This is a genomic window from Lysobacter sp. CA196, assembly GCF_052078695.1.
Classification (GTDB): Bacteria; Pseudomonadota; Gammaproteobacteria; order Xanthomonadales; family Xanthomonadaceae; genus Lysobacter.
Genome location: NZ_JBQJIN010000034.1, coordinates 42,630 through 59,535, shown reverse-complemented (window position 1 = coordinate 59,535; position 16,906 = coordinate 42,630). Strand labels below are relative to the sequence as shown.

The window sequence follows — 16,906 nt, the reverse complement described above, 5'->3', positions numbered from 1 at the left end:
GCGGTACGAGCTGTCGCTTGGGCCACGAACAGCTCGACCAGCCTAAGTTGGTCTTTTTTTCTTATCCGACAACGACTTATCGCCATTTCGCATCCTAGATCGAATCCTTATCTAGGACAGCCCCTTTGCCTTTGCCTTTGCCTTTACCTTTACTTTTACCGTTGCCTTCGCCTCTGCTTCTGCCGTTGCCTTCGCCGTTGCTGTGCGTCGCCACGCACTAGCGAAGGCAACGGAAGACCCGGAGGGCGGCGTGCAGGGATGCACGCCGTTTTTCATCGGGACAGGGATGTCCCGTATGAAAAGTCCCCGCGGATGCACCGAACGTGCGGGCCTGTGACTCAAAACAAAGCATTTTTCTTTGGTTAGCTTTCTTTTGTTGCTTTAGACAAAAGAAAGTAACCCGCCGCTTTAGTGGCGGAAGCTTTTGGCGTTTGATCTTGATCTTGCTTGAGCGAGGCGCCGCGAGACCGACGCAACGTGGTCGCGACTTGCGTTGCTCCTACAGGGGAGGGATTCGCTGTGCTGCGTTGCTTGAGCAGGAGCAGGAGCAAGAGCAAAGCTTCCGTCCGCTGACGCGGCCGGGTTACTTTCTTTTGCTAAGCCCAAAAGAAAGGTAACCAAAGAAAAGGGCTCTCCTTGCAAGGGCACAAGCCCGCGCGATCGATGCCGACGCAGGGATGCTCCAGACAGGCCATCCATGGCCTGCTTGCGCACGGCCCGCATCCTTGCGGGCCGCCCTACGGGTCTTCTCTTGACCGGCAAAGCGGCAAAGCAGATCAAAATCTCAGCAACAGCAACAGCAACAGCAACAGCAGCGACCTTCCTCCGAGACCCAACCCCTGTAGGAGCGGCGCAAGCCGCGACCGCGGCCCCTCACGCGACGCCGTGGGGGCCGGCCCCGTACGGCGCAAGCCGCGACCGTGCGGCATCGGCCCCGCGACGCAAGGTCCAACCTGACTCCAGACTCCAAGACGCCAGCCCCCGATGGTCATGCCCACTTCCTGCCTATGGCCCGGCGACAGCTGCCGGAGGATATTCATCCGCGTTCAATCGATGAGGCCGCGCCGATGACATCTCCCTATCGCCTGCCGATGGCCGGCGCGTTCGCCGCCCTGGCCTTCGCCGGCCTGCACCTCGGCTTCGAATACTTCGACGGCGGCGTGCGCAGCCATCATCTGTTGAACCGGGCCGACCTGCCTGCAATCTCGAACTGGTTCGGGCTGTTGATTCTGCCCGTGCTCGGCTGGGCGCTCGGCGTCCGGCTCCGCAATCGTACGAGTGCAAGAAAAAACATCGGGATCGGGTTGATCGTGGCGCTGCTATACGGCGCGGCAATGGCCGGCAGCTACGAGCTCGGCGCGACCGACATCACCAAGACGCTCTTCTTCGGTCTGCCCGTCGTGGCGATCGCCGCGCCGATCTATCGCGCCGAGTGCATGCTCGGCTTCGTCGCCGGCATGACCTTCACCTTCGGCGCGATCCTGCCCTGCCTGTTCGCCGTGCTGTTCGCGAGCCTGTCGGCGGCGTTGCGCCTCGGCTTTCGCGCAATCCGCAAACGGCTGCGTCCGAATACGCGCGCTTCGGCGACTGCATCCGGGGGTCAACGCTGATTTCTTACCGCATGCAGCGTCGCCCGTTCTGGCGGAGCGCGCCGTTTTACTCGCGACGCTTGCGCGGCTTCTCGCGTGCACGCTTGCCGTTGGAACCGGCACGTTGCGTGTCTTCCAGCGTTACCACACCGCCCTCGTTCATCGATTCGATCCAAGCCAGCGCATCGACGTAGGACAGGAACTGCTGCAGATACCCGGGCGACAGCTCGCTCATCAGGCTGAGCGAGCGATGCACCAGCCGGCCGGAGTTGAGCGGGCCGGCATGCTCGGACGACTGCTCCAGCGACTGTCGCAGCTGACTGTCAACGCGGATCTTCGACCACAGCCGGCGGAACTCATCGAGCGCGCCGAGCACCGGAAACGACGCGGCGCTCGCGCTGTCCGTATCTCGGATCGTCGCCCGATCGGCGAGATATTCGACCAGGCCGCCCAAGCCGGTGCCGGTGCCGGTGCCGATGCCGGTGGATGCGTCGTGCGCTGCGGCACGGCCGTCGCTTCCGGCCTGAGCCGCGGTCTTTTCCAGATCGCCGGCATAGGCGCCCACCAGCCCGGCCAGACGGCCATCGAGCAGACGGCGTACTTCGCCGTCGTGCTCGGCGGCGCGGCGCGCCAGGGCGTCGATGCGATGAAAGCGCATCGGGCTCATGCGATCGGCGCCCTGCTCGCGCCAGGCGTCGAGCATCGCCTGGACCTGCAATGGAGGATTACGGCTCACGGCGTGTCACGTCGCCTTGGACGGCTTCGGAATAGGCGCGATTTCCACGCGCCGGTTCTTGGCCCGCCCTTCTTCCTGCGCGTTCGAACTCACCGGCTGCTCGGAACCGAACGCAGCGGCGAACACCGACGAAGCGGGCACGCCTTCGGCGATCAAGGTGCGGGTCACGGTCAGCGCGCGCCGCGCCGACAGCTCCCAGTTGTCGGCGAACTGGCGATTGCCGTCGCGCACCTGGCGGTCGTCGGTGAAGCCGCTCACCATCAGGATCTCGTCGCGCGATTGCAGATACTCGGACAACGGTCCGGCGAGAGTCTTCAGCAGTTCGCGGCCTTCCGGCTGCAGGTGCTCGGAGTTGAGCGCGAACAACACGCTGCCGCTGATGCCGATACGGCCGTCGATCAAGGTCACCCGACCCGCCGCCAGCGGCACCGCCAAAGCCTGCTCGAGGGTCTTGCGGCGCTGCGCTTCGAGCCGGCGTTGCTTCACTTCTTCGCCGAGCTGGTTGGAAAGCTGCAGTTGCACGCCGATGACCCCGACCAGGATCAGCACGAACACACCGACCAGCACCGACATCAGGTCGCCGAACGCGGCCCAGATCGGCGCGCCGGATTCGGCGTCGCCGTCGATCTCCACGCTCATGCCGCCTGCGCTCCGAGCGATGCCTGGCGCTCGGCCAACTGCTGCAGATCGTCGATGATCTGTTTCTGCGCCAGCATGCTCAGGTCGACGACTTCCCTGGCCTGGGCGACGTAATAGGCCAGTTGCTCATCGCTGCGCGCGAGCGATTTGTCGAGCGCGGTCTCGATGCCTTGCAGGCGTTCGGCGAGCTTGTCGTTCGATTCGCCGAATTGCTGCACGGCCGCGCCGAAGGCTTCGCCGAGGCTCGCCACCTCGACCGCACCGGCGGCGATCTGCGCACCGACCGTGCCGAGCTTGCCGGTCTCGGCCTCGATGTGGTCGGTGAAGCGGGTACCGACCCGGTCGAGCAGATCCGCCGAAGTCGATACCAGCGCGTCGACTGCGGTGCGTTGCTCGGTCGATGCGTGATTGACCGCATCGAGCAGCGTTTCCAACGTCGCCAACAGACGGTTGCGCTCGTCGAGCATGGCGGTGTCGCGAACCATACTGTCGGACAGCTTCTGGCGCAGTTCCGCGATGACCTCGGCCGCCGCTTTCGGCGCCTCCGAAGCGGCGTCGACGAGGCGAGCGATCTCGGCGATCGTGTCCCGGGTCTGTGCCTGGGTCTGCGCCGAGATCTCCTGCGCGGTGCGCGCGAGGGTGTCGCAGATCGCCTGCTGCCGGCCCTCGACCTGCTCGCCGGCCTGCTGCCAACGCTCGCCGAGCGCGTTGCCGATCGAAGCGAGGTGTTCCGCCCAGCTCGCCAGACGTTGCTGGTCGCGCGACTCCAGCGTCTCCTGCAACTGCGCATGCGAGTCCTGCACCGCACCGACCAGGGCGCCGGCATGGCCTTCGAACGTCGCCGCCGCGGCGACCAGCGCCTGCTGGTTGCGCGCCGCCATCTCGTCGTTGGCGCCGACTTGCTGCGACAAGGCCTGGGCCCATGCGTCCGCGGCCTGGCCGGTGCTGGCCTCGAAACGCGCCGAGACGCTGTCGAGGAGGCCGGCGGCGCCTTGTTCGAAGCTGCGGTTGAATCGGTCCAGGGCCTTGCCCAGATCCTCGACCAGCCCTTCGTTGCTGCGACGCTGCTCGGCCAAGCCCTGGTTCCAGGTGTCCGTCACCGTGGCGGTGACCGTGGCGAACCCCGCCGACAGCCCCTGCATCTGCTGGTGCACGGCCTGGGCGACGGTTTCGTGCAAGGCGCCGCTCTCGCGCGTCAAATTCTGCTGCAACGCGCCGGTTTCGCGCGAGACGGTTTCGTGCAGCGCGCGCGTCTCCTGCGTTATCGCCGCCATCGCGGTTTCCACCACCGGCTGCAACGCCGCGCTGGTGGCGCGCAGGCTTTCGCCGATGCTGTCCTTCAAGGATTGTTCGACCGACGCCGCCAGTCGCGCATAGGCCGCCTCGGCCCGGGCATGGAACCCGTCCTGCGCCGCGACCTGGCGCTCGTGCGCGCTCAGGCTGTGCTGCTCGATGGCCGCCATCGCCGCGGTCTCGCGCGCGATCGCCGCCATCGCGGTGTCGACGATCGGCTGCAGCGCCGCGCCGTTGACGCGCACGCTCTCGCCGATGCTCTGCTGCAGCGACTGCTCGACCGAAGCGGCGAGTCGGACATAGGCCGTTTCGGTCTTGGCATGGAACGCGTCCTGGCCGGCGAGTTGACGCTCGTGCGCGCTCACGCTGTGTTGCTCGATCGCCGCCATCATCGCCTGCAGGCGATCGATCAAGGCCGGCATGGCCTCGGTCTGGCGCTGCAGCAACTTGAAGGCCTCCTCGCGCTGATGGACCTGCGAATGGCTGCGCAGTGTCGTCGCGATGGCGAGGTCCAGGCCTTGCACCGCCTGGCCGCGTTCGCGCCGGCACAGCGCCGACAGCAGGCCGAGCATCGCCGAGGCGGCGACGCCCGCGATCGAGGTGCCGAACGCGAACGCCAGGCCGGTGACCGGCGCGGCGATCGATTCGCGGATGGCTTGCAGGTCGGTGGCGCCTTCCAACGCCATGCCGGTGCCGCGCAGGGTCGTCATCATGCCGAGCAGCGTGCCCAGCATGCCCAGCAACACCAGCAAACCGACCAGGTACGGCGTCAACGCCGGCGCCGGCAAGGCCGCGCGCTCGCCTTCGATGCGCGCACGCGCGGCGTTGCGCAGCGAGGGATGCAGGCGCCCAAGCCAGTCGTTGAGGCTGGCCGGCGGCGCGGACAATTCGGCGACAGCCTGCGTCAGCGTGGCGGTGGCTTGCCGGTAGCGGTACAGCTCGAAGCCGCCGGCGAGATAACAGGCCGCGATCACCAACGCGACCGACAGCGCCAGGGCGTTCGAGCCGACATAGCCCGCGCCGACCCAGGCGACGGCGAGCAGACCTGCGAGAAAGACCGCGGGATAGAGCAGATTTCTGAACATGTTATCCAAGTGAATTAGTGCGAAGGGCCGCCAGCAGGCCCTGTGCCGGCTGTAGGCGAACATCCAGTTCGGCGAGCAGAACCTCGTGCATGTGCTTGCGGAACGCGTCCAGCCAGGCCGTGGAAGGTATCGACGGTGCCTCGGAGACCTGCGCCTCGTCCGTCTGCTGCGCCGCTTGGCGCAGACGTTCGAAGTGCTGGCCGAGCAACACCGGTGCGGCGGACCACAGCGTCCGCTCGCGCCGGCTCAGCGCCCGCTCCATGACCGTATCCACTGCCGCGAGCCGTTCCAGTCCATCGCTGCGCAGCGCGAGCCGCGCGCGCAGCCGCTCGCGCAAGCGGCCGACGCCGGCCTCCATCCCCTGCTGCATCGCCAGATAGCGCTGGCGATAGAACGGGTAATCCAGACTCTCGTCGGCGAACGCCTGCTCGGCCGCGGACCACCCGGGCCCGCTCGGCCTGGCCGAAAACGCTCGGTCGCCGGCGATGGCATCGGCCAGCGCACTGCGCACGCGCGCGCACTCGTTCTCGTCGAGGCTGCTCAGCGTCCGTGGGTCGAGGACCGCCGCGGGCGGCTGGCTATCCAGTGCAGTGGACAACGCCACCGCGTGAGTCCAATCGATCCATAGACTCAGTTGATCCGACAACGATCGCGTGGGCTGGGGAAGGTCTGCAGCCGTCAGGCGAGCGAGCGAGCGGATGAACGTCGGGCCACGTACCGTCGCCCGTCGAGGTGCTTCCATCATTACTACTGGCTAAAAGATCGCCATTTTACACGTAATTGGAAATACCCCACCGCTTGACAAGCCGCGAAGAACGGCAGGCCCGGAGCGGCTCGGCAGCCAATTCAACCTATACAGCCGGTTCAGCCGGTTCAGAATGATGTGTGCCATGCCCTTGGGGCCTGGCGGCGCCGGGGATGAGCTATCGCCGCGCCGTCGATCGGCGCGCCTCTCGATGCGGCAGCCGCGGCGCACACATCCGCCGCGTGGTTCGCCATCGTCAACGCAGCCGCCCGCAGCGAGGCAGGCAGCATGGCGCCGTGGCCCAGGCCGTCGAAGGCGCGAAAACAGGCGCGCACGCCGTCTTTCGCGTGCAAACGCTCGGACAGACGCTGCGCCGCATCCTCGGGAACCGCGCCGACGCGCGCCAGATGCGCGGCCGCCTTCGGGTCCTTGCGGCCGCTGCGTTCGCGTTCGCGCGTGCCCTGCATGAGCAACACGTCCGCAGCGGGAGCGTTCGCGCGCTGCAAGAAGTGTTTCTCCGGGGAGCCCAGCATGACGCCGCGGTCCCACCACAACGACGGGCTGGCCGGCAGCCAGATGCGGAATGCATCGGTGTGGGTGTAGAGCATGTCGAGCACGAACAGACCGCCGAAGGAGTGCCCCCACAAGGCGCTCGCGGTCGGGTTCAGGCGCACGCGCCGGCGGACCTCCGGCTGGATGCGGTGATGGATGACATCGGCGAAGACCTGTGCACCGCCGCCACGCGCCGGGCCACCGGCCTCATCCGCGGTCGCAGTAGGCGTGTAGTCGCGTGTGCGTGCGGGGCCGTCGATACGCAACTCGTTGTCGTAACCGATGAACACCAACACCGGCGGCGCGGCCTGCGACAGCTGCGCGAGCAGGTCTGCATCGAACGCCATCAGTGCGGCGTTGCCGTCCAGCATGTACAGCGAAGAGAAACCGCCGCGCGGCGCTGGTCGTTTCGGAATGCCGAGGGCGATCCGCCAACGACGCTGCCCGTCTTCGCTGGCGACGATGAAACGTTCGAAGCGGTAGTGCGGCGACTCCGTATCGGCGACGGTCGCACCGACGGTCTGCATCGGGTCGCGCGGCTGCGAGGCCGCGGGCGCGACGATCAGGCACAGGCCCATCACGGCGAGACTTGCGGCGAGCCGCCGCGCTGCTCCAAGCGCAGCACGCACGCAGCCGATGTGCGCCCCGCCAAAGCGCTTCGCGACCGGCGGTAAGCTAATAGAAAGACCCACCGTCGCGCTCCTAAGCCGGTTTCGCTGTCGCCGCCGACCAGACACTGTCGGCATGCCCATGCTCGATGCGTCGCCGGGTGCGGCTCGCGATCAGCAGAAGCACCGGCACCGCCGCCAGGGCGACGAGGTCGATCGTCAGGCCGGGCCCCGGATGGTTCCAGGCGCCGCCAATGCCCCAGACCCCGGCCAGACTCGACACGGGAATCAACACGGTCAGCCCCGCGCTCAAGCACGACAGCTCGACCGCGCTGCGCGCAGCGCCGCGCAGGAAGGCCCATGCCACCGCGGCGACGAACACCGCGAAGTAGATGCCCTCGTGCCAGGCGGCCAGATCGTCCACCCGCGCCGGCAACCACTTGGTCGCGGCGAGGGTGGCCGAGATACCGGCCACGCAGCCCAGCGATACTCCCACCGTCAGGCAACCCAACACACGCACAGCTCGCTTCTGCACGACCGGCCCGCCGCCGCGCTCTTTCTTCCTGCGCGACTCCACCCACAGCAGATTGCCGGTGTAGAACAGCATCGCCCCGGCCAAACCCAGCAGCAGATACATCCAGCGCACCGTATCGCCGCCGAAACTGCCGAAGTGCAGCATGAAGAAGGTATTGACCGCCGCATCCCAAGGCCCCAGATGGCCGGGCAGATCGTGCGTGTCCACCGCGCCGGTGTAGGCATCGAGGTGGGTCGACGAGTAAGTGCGCGCACGCGTGCCGTAACGCGTGTCCAGCCCGGTGACATGCCCTTCCAGCCGCTCGGCGGTCTGTTCGAAACTGAAGCCGTAGACGCGGAACTCGGGCAACTGCGCATTGACCCGGCGCAACAGTTCCTGCGCCGGCAGCGGCTGCGCCCCGGGCGCGGGCGGCTCCGGCGCTTCGCGGCCCCAGTCGATCCCGCCGGGATACACGACCTTGTCCTGCACGTCGTAGAACTGGTCGTGGAAGGCGAACACCACGCAGGTCAGCGCCATGACCAAATGGAACGGCAGGCTGACCAGGCCGAGGGCGTTGTGCACGTCCAGCCACATGCGCTTGATGTTCTTGCCGATGCGCAGGGCGAACACGTCCTTGACCAGGGTCGGCAGCAGGATGATCAGGCCAGAAACCAGGGCCAGTGCGTACAACAACGCCACCGCGCCCATGATCGGGCGCGACACCGCCTCGGCAAACGGCAGCCCGACGTTCTGGTGCAAGGTGTCGATCAACTGCGCGACCGGCGCCTTGCGGATCCGTTCGACCTGCAGGCGTCCATCGGCTGCGAAGCTGGCGCCGTATTCGGTGAAGTCGCCGCGACGTTCGCCGCGGATGCGCCAAAGCACCCGTGCGGGCGTGTCCGGCGCGGTCTCCACCAGCACGAAGTAATTCTGGGCCGCTTCGGGGTGCGCGGCCAGCACCGCCTTCACCAGTTCCGCAGAACGCTGCAGCGGCACCGGTGCGGCCAGCGACGAAGGCGGCGTGGCCCAGCGCTCCAGCGGCTTCTCGAACATGCTGATGGCCCCGCCGTAGAAGGCGACGAACAGCATCAGGCCGGCGACGATGCCGACCCAGATGTGGACGTCCTTGTAGACCTTGACGATGTCGTTGCGCAGCTTCATGCCATCCCCCGTCACGCCATCGTCGAGCGAACCAGCCACAACAGCGCGAACGCCGCCGCGTTCGCGAGCCCCAACCACGACCACGCACGCACGCTGCTGCGGAACAGGAACACGAACGACAGCACGCCGCACCAGATCGGCGCGATCAGCCACATGTTGAATTGAACCTTTCCGCCACCGCCGTCGATGCCGCCCGGCCCCAACCAGGCGAACAGGCCCGATAGCGCCAGGGCCAGACCGAAGCCCAGGATCAAGCCGGCCGAGGCCTTGCCGAACCAATGCCGGCTCTCCAAGCGTGCGCGGTTCCCGCTCGCCGGCGCGCTCACCGACGAGTTTCCTGGCGGCGCGCACGCCACGCGCCGAGGAACGGCGCCAGCGTGGCGATCAGTATCAACACCGTGAGCCACAGGGCGACGGCCGCGGCCGCGCCCATCGTCGGCCACAACAACGCCAGCGACAGCAGCGCGCAGACCAGGCCCGGCCATGCGCGGCGGCGCGACGGCCACGGCCCCTGCGCCCGCCATTGCTGCTGCGGCGAGGCGAGGTACAGCAGCCAGCCGCCGACGATGCCAAGCACCAGCGCGGGCACGAGCAAGCCGATATTCATGCCGTTGGTTCCGCCGCTGTATCGCACCTGCGGTTGAGCCAACGCGGCGCTGCAACGATCACAGAGCGTTGCATGGCGCTCACCAACCGAAGCGAACGGTCGCGACCACGGTGCGGCCGGTGCCGTAGAAGCACGAGGACACGCCGCTGCAGGTCGACACGTAGGTTTTGTCGGTCAGGTTGCCGATGTTGAGCGCGAACTGAGTCGCCACGCCGGTGTCGCGGTCGAGGCTGTAGCGGATCGCGGCGTCGAACACCGTGTAGTCCGGGATCCGGTATTGGTTGGCGCTGTCGCCGTAGCTCTCGCCGTTGTAGCGCACGCCCGCGGCGATGCCCAGGCCTTGCAACGCGCCGCCGCCGAAGGTGTAGTCGGCCCACAGAGTGGCGGTGCGCTCGGGCACCATCACCAGTTGCTTGCCCCGCACGTCGGGCGCGCCGCGGGTGATTTCCGAGTCCATGCGCGACAAGGCGCCGATCACGCTGAAACCGTCGAGCGGAGTGATGCGCCCTTCCAGTTCGAGGCCGCGCACGCGCCCTTCGCCGCTTTGCACCTGGCAGCGCCCGGCGCCGGTCGCGCCGCAGGTGACGTGAGTGGGGTCTGGATCGTCGGTGAGGATGTTCTGTTGGCGCAGGTCGTAGGCCGACAGCGTGATCAGACCGTCGAAACCGCTCGGCTGATATTTCACTCCGCCTTCCCACTGCTCCCCGGTGATCGGTTCGAACGGCGTGCGCGAGTGGCTCTGGTTGATATCGGTGGTCGGCGGCTGGAACGATTCGGCGTAGCTCAAGTACGGCGACCACCCGTTCGGCGCGGCGTACAGCACGCCGGCGCGACCGGTGAAGGCCTCGTTCTTGAGCTGCGTGCGCAACCACGGCGTGGTCGCGCCGGTGGCGACGGTGCGGGTCGCCGTCGCGGTATCGTCGTCGGTCCAGTCGTAACGACCGCCGAGCAGGAAACGCCAATTGCCCAGCGCGACCTGATCCTGCAGATAGGCGCCGGTCTGCTCGTTGACGCCGCGCGACAGACCGATGCCGCGCGTCACCGGCGCGTAGCCGGTATAGACCGGATGGAAGATGTCGATCGGCCCCGGGTTGCTCATCGCGCCGCGGCGGCCGTGCCAGTCGGCCTTCTGCCAGTCGACGCCGAAGATCAGCGTATGCGTCAGCGCGCCGGTCTCGAACTTGCCTTGCACCCGGGTATCGATGGTATCGCCGTCGGAAACGCCGTCGCCCCAGGTCGCGCGCCGGTTCTGGGTGCGGCCGTCGGCATTCAAGGCGCCGCTGGTGACCACCGTGCGGAACAGCGAATCGACATGGGTGCGGCGCGCGCTCTGGCTCAGCGTCCAGCGGTCGCTGAACTCGTGCTCGAACAACCAGCCCGCGGTCCACACGGTGCGGTCGTAGGTGTTCCAGTTCGGTTCGCCGATGAAGGTGGCGTTCTTCATCCGTCCATAGCGGGTGGCCCGCAAGGTGCCGTCCATGGGCAGGAACTGATAGGTCGAGCCGCCCTTGTCCTGTTGGTATATCCCCAACAAGGTCAGGCGCGTGCCTTCGCCGATCTGCCAGCTGTAGCTCGGCGCGAGGAACCCATGCTGCTGTTCGGTGCGATCGACCTGGGTGTCGCCGTCGCGGTACAGGCCGACCAGGCGCAGCAGATGCGCGTCGTCGTCGCTGCCGGCGCCGAGGTCGAAGGCGGCGCTGTACTGGCCGTGCCCGTCCAGGCCCAAGCGCAGGATCTGCTGCTGACCCGGCGTGGGCGTCTTGCTGACCTGGTTGACCATGCCGCCCGGGGCGACCTGGCCGTACATCACCGCCGACGGGCCCTTCAGCACTTCCACCCGCTCCAGGTTCCAGCTGTCGAACATGGTCCGGTTCCACTGGCTGCCTTGCGGCGCGCGCATGCCGTCCACGGTGACGTTATTGCTCCAACTGCCGGCGTCGTAGCCGCGGATGCGGAAATCGTCGACCCGATTGTCGATGCCGCCGCTTTCCAGCGACACGCCGGCCACGTAGCGCATCGCCTCGTTGAGGTTCTGCACGCCGCGCGCATCGAGTTCTTCACGCGCAATCACCGAGATCGACTGCGCGATCTCGGCGATCGAGGTATCGGTCTTGGTCGCGCCCTGAGCATGCGAGGTCGTGCGGTAGGCGTTGACCTGGACGGTATCGAGCGTCCGGGCTTCGTCCAGCGGACCGGGCGCTGCCGTCTGCGCCTGCGCCGCGAACGACGAGGCCAGGATCATGGCAAGGGAAACAGAGAGCGCGGAACGCGCGGGCACACGGATGCATCGGTTCGCAAACACGGAGTCGGCCTGGGAAGAAGTACTGGCTGACTGCTGGTGCAGCGGCTAACTGCGGCCATCGTATCAAATGAGAACGAGTCGCAATACCCAGTGTGCCGGCGATCCGTTTTGCGGCATGGATGCGGAACGGCAGGCCGCGGGCTTCGTTGCTTGATCGCGCGGCCCTGACCGCGCAGGCCAGCCAGGCTGCGAAGGCCCGCGGAGCCCGCGCTCAATACGCGTTTAAGTCACGATCAATCAATAACTTACCTGACAAGCATTTGGACGCGCACTGACCCAGCGAGCGGGGGCGCGAATCCTGGATCGGCCGTTCGGCGTACTCCCGAGCCGAGGCATTCTTCAGCGAACGGAAGGACCGGAAGACGAAGGAAAGGAAGACGAAAGCGGACGTCTGCTTTTAAGGGCGCTCGGGTCGGACCAGGTTGCTCCTGACGGGGCGTGCCAGTGTGCCGCCGGGCCCATGCGAACGGCGATGCGGTGACGCCGACGCGTCGTTGCCCGGTGCTTTAGCGGGGAAGTCGCTGGCAGCGCGAAAGCGTCCGACTCGAATCAGCCGTCAGGCCGCTTTCTCGAACAGAGCGAGAAACGCCCCGAACGCATGGCCGACCTGCTCGCAGGCCATACTGCCGCGCAGGTCGAACCAGTTGCAGGCGAACCAGCCGAACGGGACGCAGAGCACCGCCAGAATCAGCAGACTGGTTATCGACGCCGCGACCCGTTTCCTGGCGATCTGGACGATGAGGTCGACCAGGAACGAAAGGATCAAGCCAACGCAGACGAACGCGAGCAGGATCGCGATGCCGAGCCCGGTATCGCCATGATGCTCCTGCGCCCGGGCCTGCTCGAAAGCGTATTGAGCGTAGACAGACAGGGCGACCAGCGGGGCGCTGGCAAGAAGGATACGCAGTGCGATGGCTGCTGCGATGCTGCCGAGTTTCGAAGTCGTCATGCCAAGCGCCGGGTCGCTTCACGCCGCGAAGCGCCATCGAACGGATCGCCGCCAAGCCGCGCGACCTCGGTTGCGATTTCCCGCCTCATGACACGCATTCCCTTGCGACCGGACGACGTAGTCTACCCGTCGCACAGGCCGCCGGGCGATGACCGGCGCTTCAGACCGGAACCATGGCGGCTCCCCTCACTGCACAGGCAAGCCCGAAGGTCCGGACAAGCCCTGTCGCACCGATTCCGTCCGCCGCAGCGGTGCGGCATCCGGCTCGCCATGCCTCGAGGTCGGACGATCACTGCTTTGGGACGTGACCAGAAGGGACGCGGCCTCATCGACGGCGTCTGCCCGGCCTGCAGCCGGGTCGGGTCGGGTCGGGTCGGTAAGGGGCGTCTGCAGTAGCATGAATCGCCATCGTCCGCGCCGGAGCCCTTGCCTTGTCGTCGTTCTCCGATCCTCAAGCGGTCGCTCGCTACGCTCTCGGCCCCGTCCGGCAGGTGCCGGGCTTTCATGCGTTGCAACAGATGGCCGCCTTGCTGCTGGCCGAAACCGTTCCTCACGACGGCGCCGTCCTCGTCCTCGGCGCCGGTGGCGGCCTGGAGTTGAAAGTCTTTGCCGAAGCGCAGCCGCAGTGGCGCTTCGTCGGTGTCGACCCGTCGGCCGAGATGCTGAAACTGGCGAGCGCCACCCTGGGTCCGCTCGCAGCACGGGTCGAGCTCATCGAGGGCTATATCGACAGCGCGCCGCAGCGGCCTTTCGACGGCGCGGCCTGCCTGCTGACCCTGCACTTTCTTTCCGCCGAACAACGTTTGCATGCCTTGATCGAACTCAGGCGTCGCCTGAAACCCGGCGCCCCACTCGTCGTGGCGCACCACAGCTTTGCCCAAGGCGAACAGCAGAAGGCGCGCTGGCTCAATCGCTATGCGGCATTCGCAGTGGCCTCGGGCATTCCCGCAGCGGACGCAAACAACGCGATCACCGCGATCGCCAGCCGGCTTCCGCTGCTGTCGCCGGAACAGGACCTCGCCTTGCTGCACGAGGCGGGGTTCGACGATGTCGAGCTGTTCTACGCCGGTTTTACATTCAAGGGCTGGGTTGCCTACACCCCTTCCTGACGGCCTCGTCTTCGCAGCGACCCGCAGAATCAGCCGGCCCGGGTAGCGTCGAGCGCGGCTCTCAGTTCAGGCGGCAACGGCACCGGCCGTTTCGTCTCGGGCGAAACGGCGACCTGGGTGATCGTGGCGCGGAAGCTGGGTTTCCCCTCGGCGTTGCTGGCATTGACCAAGAGGGTGAACGAGTGCTCCCCGATTTTCTCCACCGAGACCTCGATGTCGATCGCATCGTCCCAGGCCATGGGGTGGAGGAACTCGATCGAGAGCGCCCGCGCGGGAGGCAGGATGCCCAGGGCGAACAGCTGCCTCGCCGCGGGCCCGCCTAGCGCATGCGACAGAAAGTCGAGCCCCGCTTCGACCACGAAGTGGGCCACTCGGGGCGTGTAGACCACGCCCCCCGGATCGCAGTCGCCGAACAGAATGACTCGCCTGGTTCGGAAGGGCATCGCTGGTCCTGTGCTGATGGAGGATGAGGCCGCTTCAGCTGGGAAGCGGCCTCGATCCTACCTTCGAAAGCAGACCGTGTCTGAGCCCCGCTTCGATACCCGCCCGCCACCCGGGCGCCGACTCAGAACGAGGCGCGAACGCCGACCGTGTATTGGCGGTTGCCCGCACCGGCCCCGGCTTCGGCGGCCAGGCCCCACATCTCGTTGAACTTCAGCAGTGCGCCTACCGCGCCGCTGGCCTCTCCGTCATAGGTATCGCCGTCGGTGTACCTGAGCTTGCCCCATGCCTCCAGGCGATCGCTCACGTTGCCGCGCAGACCGATCGACGCGCGCAGATCGTCGCCGTCCTGTTTTTCCGTGAACAGCAAAGCGCGGTTCTCGTACTCGAACCGGGTATTGAGATACCCCAGCTCCGCGGTCCAATCGAGTCGATCGTTGATCTCGTAATGGTAGCCAAGGCCGACGGCGACTTGCTGCACGTCCACGTCCAACCGGGTCAGCAGCTGCGGTCCGGAGCTCACGTCGACATCGCCATTGCCCCGGTGAAAGCCGCCGGTCAGAAACATTCCGCGGCCCAGCTCCACCGATCCGCCGACGTAGCCGCCGTCCGCCTCGATGTCGTCCAGACGCAGCAACGGATCCGAATCGGCCGATTCGATCGACTGCTTTGCGTAGCCCGCGTCCAGATAGGTATAACTGCGCGAGGCGGCGAGTGCGGTGGCGGGCGGCAGCGCCGCTGCCGCAAGGAGCATTGCAAAACAATATTTTTTCATGGTGCCTACTGCACTTGACTGCATAAGAGTGGATGGGAACGCACTGCGCTCGTGCACGAGCCCGCAGATACGAGCGGGCATAAGTTGACGCGTGCCTCCGGCTTTGGCAACAAAGCGCTCCACCTCGCCGTGCCCCTACCTCATGAGCCGTCCACGCACCCGAAAAAGCGCGAAACGAGTCACGGTTCAGCACGGGGCCCGCGCCGTCGCCCGTCCGGTCGAGCGGCGCATTCTCCGTTGTCGGAGGAACTGCCTGCAGGCTGCGCGCATACGCGCAAGGGGTTCCGCAACGGTCTGTCGAGATGGCTGCCGGCATTGCGCACAGGCCGGCCCGGCCCATCCGAGCCCGTTCCGGCACCGATCGAGGATGGCGAGCATGCCGAAGAACGCAGGCCCGATCGGGTCGGGTCCGTATCGCGTTAGCGCGGTTTCCTGGCTTAGCACGGCTCCTTGGCGCGGAGCCGATCGACCTGCGGCTTACTTCACTCTCTTGAACCGCCGATAGAAGCCGCCTTCCGATGTGCGTCCTTCGATGATCAACTCATCGCCGCGCAGTTTGAACGGGCGGGGTTGGTCGGTGCCGGTATAGCTCGGCATCAAGCTGCCCTGCACCACATGGATCACCTTGTTCTGCGCTTCGTCGACCCGGTAGGTGCCGAAGTAGGCGACATAGCCGTCGTAAGCGGCCCGGACTTCCCGCTCGCTGCCCTTCTGATCGCCCTCGGCGAAGGGCGGCGTCGCCGGCGTTCGCATCAGCTGCACGTGCAGGTGGCCGGTCGCGTCGTAGACGATGTACCCGGTCGGGTGTTCGCCATAAGGATGCTGAATCTTTCCGGCGGGATCGGTATCGACCACGTCCATGACTTGCCAGGTGCCGACGAGCCGGGAACTCAGCGACCCGGTGTCGCCCTTGGCCACTGCCGAGCGGGTAGCGCAGCCAAGCAACAGGCCGGCCACCGCCGAGACGAAGACACCGGTTTTGATGACGCTCTTCATTGATCGACCTCGAACGTTTGGGTTGGATCTCACGGCCGACTACCTTATGGCGAGCCATGAGCAAACAAAGACCGTCCCAGCGGCAGCCCGCGCCGCCGCGGCCACCATCGGCAACCGTGGGCGGCCGCGCAAGTTTCATCTGTCATGCCCGTCGCATGATGGGCGGCGCAGCGGCTCGATCGGGATCGACCCGGGCGACGAGCGGCGCGCGAAACGATCCTTGCGGCGCCAGGACGATCCAAAACGCGATGACCTTCAACTTTATCGCACTCGTCCCCCGCATTCAGCGGCGAAACCAATCCGACTTGAACGAATTGTTAGACGACGCCTGCATTCTTCTCACGATCGGATAACGCCTCAGCACTTATCCCTGTGCACTCCTGGGCCGACAAAGGATCCACACCGTGAGCATGTCGAAACAGAAAAACGAAATCGAGCGACTGGAAAAAGCGTTCTGGCAGTCGATCCTCGAAGGATCGCCGCAAGTGGCCACCGAAATGCTGACCGAGCCCGCGCTCATGGTCAGCGGACATGGCGCGAACAAGTTCGACCATGCCGCCTACACCAAGATGGCGAACGACGACCGGTTCAAGCTGCTCGACTACAAGATATCCGCGATGGACGTTCTGCTTCCGACGGAGGATGTGGCGGTCGCCAGCTATCGCGTGGTGCAGAAGGTCGAGACGGAGGGCAAGGCCACCGAGATGGACGTCTACGACACCTCGACCTGGGTCAAGGTCGACGGCCAATGGCGCTGCGTGATGCACACCGAAAGCCCGGCCGCATCGAAGCATTGAGGCCGCCG

The 16,906-nt window shown here is 66.4% G+C and carries 16 protein-coding genes; 3 read left to right on the top strand and 13 right to left on the bottom strand.

From position 1 onward, the window contains the following. The first annotated feature begins 1,007 nt into the window (after nucleotides 1-1,007). Nucleotides 1,008-1,610 carry a hypothetical protein gene (locus ACTOWK_RS21100; RefSeq protein WP_441332049.1) on the top strand — a complete coding sequence of 201 codons (603 nt, stop codon included), beginning with the start codon at nucleotides 1,008-1,010 and terminating at the stop codon, nucleotides 1,608-1,610. A 46-nt stretch (nucleotides 1,611-1,656) separates the two neighbouring features. Here the strand turns inward: ACTOWK_RS21100 and ACTOWK_RS21095 are convergent, their stop codons facing one another. The 10 genes from ACTOWK_RS21095 to ACTOWK_RS21050 all read right to left on the bottom strand — a co-directional run bounded on the left by ACTOWK_RS21095 (nucleotide 1,657) and on the right by ACTOWK_RS21050 (nucleotide 12,780). Next, the gene (locus ACTOWK_RS21095) at nucleotides 1,657-2,325 is read right to left on the bottom strand and encodes a DUF2894 domain-containing protein (protein ID WP_441332048.1); all 669 of its coding nucleotides are present in this window, start codon (nucleotides 2,323-2,325) and stop codon (nucleotides 1,657-1,659) included. Between the two features lie 6 nt (nucleotides 2,326-2,331). After that, complete coding sequence (locus ACTOWK_RS21090; RefSeq protein ID WP_441332047.1) at nucleotides 2,332-2,964, bottom strand: OmpA family protein; 633 nt, start codon at nucleotides 2,962-2,964, stop codon at nucleotides 2,332-2,334. After that, the gene (locus ACTOWK_RS21085; protein WP_441332046.1) at nucleotides 2,961-5,342 is read right to left on the bottom strand and encodes a DUF802 domain-containing protein; all 2,382 of its coding nucleotides are present in this window, start codon (nucleotides 5,340-5,342) and stop codon (nucleotides 2,961-2,963) included. Before ACTOWK_RS21085 ends, ACTOWK_RS21090 begins: the two co-directional genes overlap by 4 nt. Before the next feature lies 1 nt (nucleotide 5,343). Continuing rightward, on the bottom strand, nucleotides 5,344-6,084 hold the full coding sequence (locus tag ACTOWK_RS21080) for a DUF3348 domain-containing protein (protein ID WP_441332053.1): 741 nt from the start codon (nucleotides 6,082-6,084) through the stop codon (nucleotides 5,344-5,346). A gap of 131 nt (nucleotides 6,085-6,215) precedes the next feature. Then, nucleotides 6,216-7,217, bottom strand: coding sequence for an alpha/beta hydrolase (locus ACTOWK_RS21075; RefSeq protein WP_441332052.1), 1,002 nt, complete (start codon nucleotides 7,215-7,217; stop codon nucleotides 6,216-6,218). Between the two features lie 124 nt (nucleotides 7,218-7,341). After that, nucleotides 7,342-8,922 carry a PepSY-associated TM helix domain-containing protein gene (locus tag ACTOWK_RS21070; RefSeq protein WP_441332045.1) on the bottom strand — a complete coding sequence of 527 codons (1,581 nt, stop codon included), beginning with the start codon at nucleotides 8,920-8,922 and terminating at the stop codon, nucleotides 7,342-7,344. 11 nt (nucleotides 8,923-8,933) lie between these two features. Continuing rightward, nucleotides 8,934-9,248: a hypothetical protein gene (locus ACTOWK_RS21065; RefSeq protein ID WP_441332044.1), complete on the bottom strand. Its 315-nt coding sequence runs from the start codon at nucleotides 9,246-9,248 to the stop codon at nucleotides 8,934-8,936. After that, on the bottom strand, nucleotides 9,245-9,529 hold the full coding sequence (locus ACTOWK_RS21060) for a hypothetical protein (protein ID WP_441332043.1): 285 nt from the start codon (nucleotides 9,527-9,529) through the stop codon (nucleotides 9,245-9,247). Before ACTOWK_RS21060 ends, ACTOWK_RS21065 begins: the two co-directional genes overlap by 4 nt. Nucleotides 9,530-9,608: 79 nt before the next feature. Further along, the gene (locus ACTOWK_RS21055; protein WP_441332042.1) at nucleotides 9,609-11,771 is read right to left on the bottom strand and encodes a TonB-dependent siderophore receptor; all 2,163 of its coding nucleotides are present in this window, start codon (nucleotides 11,769-11,771) and stop codon (nucleotides 9,609-9,611) included. Nucleotides 11,772-12,387: 616 nt separating this feature from the next. Beyond that, nucleotides 12,388-12,780: a hypothetical protein gene (locus ACTOWK_RS21050; protein WP_441332041.1), complete on the bottom strand. Its 393-nt coding sequence runs from the start codon at nucleotides 12,778-12,780 to the stop codon at nucleotides 12,388-12,390. A gap of 431 nt (nucleotides 12,781-13,211) precedes the next feature. On the opposite strand from ACTOWK_RS21050, the gene ACTOWK_RS21045 reads away from it, so the two are divergent. Further along, a complete protein-coding gene (locus ACTOWK_RS21045) occupies nucleotides 13,212-13,889 on the top strand; it encodes a class I SAM-dependent methyltransferase (protein WP_441332040.1) in 678 nt (225 codons plus the stop codon). Between the two features lie 29 nt (nucleotides 13,890-13,918). On the opposite strand, the gene ACTOWK_RS21040 is transcribed toward ACTOWK_RS21045, so the two are convergent. From ACTOWK_RS21040 to ACTOWK_RS21030, 3 genes are all read right to left on the bottom strand, one after another. Then, a complete protein-coding gene (locus ACTOWK_RS21040; RefSeq protein WP_441332039.1) occupies nucleotides 13,919-14,332 on the bottom strand; it encodes an acyl-CoA thioesterase in 414 nt (137 codons plus the stop codon). Between the two features lie 122 nt (nucleotides 14,333-14,454). Continuing rightward, nucleotides 14,455-15,105 (bottom strand): outer membrane beta-barrel protein, encoded by a 651-nt coding sequence (locus ACTOWK_RS21035; protein ID WP_441332038.1) that lies wholly within the window; start codon nucleotides 15,103-15,105, stop codon nucleotides 14,455-14,457. 477 nt (nucleotides 15,106-15,582) lie between these two features. Then, entirely contained in the window at nucleotides 15,583-16,101 is a 519-nt protein-coding gene (locus ACTOWK_RS21030) for a lipocalin-like domain-containing protein (RefSeq protein WP_441332037.1), read from the bottom strand. A gap of 410 nt (nucleotides 16,102-16,511) precedes the next feature. Between ACTOWK_RS21030 and ACTOWK_RS21025 the strand changes: the two genes are divergently transcribed. Then, entirely contained in the window at nucleotides 16,512-16,898 is a 387-nt protein-coding gene (locus ACTOWK_RS21025; RefSeq protein WP_441332051.1) for a nuclear transport factor 2 family protein, read from the top strand. Nucleotides 16,899-16,906 lie beyond the last annotated feature (8 nt).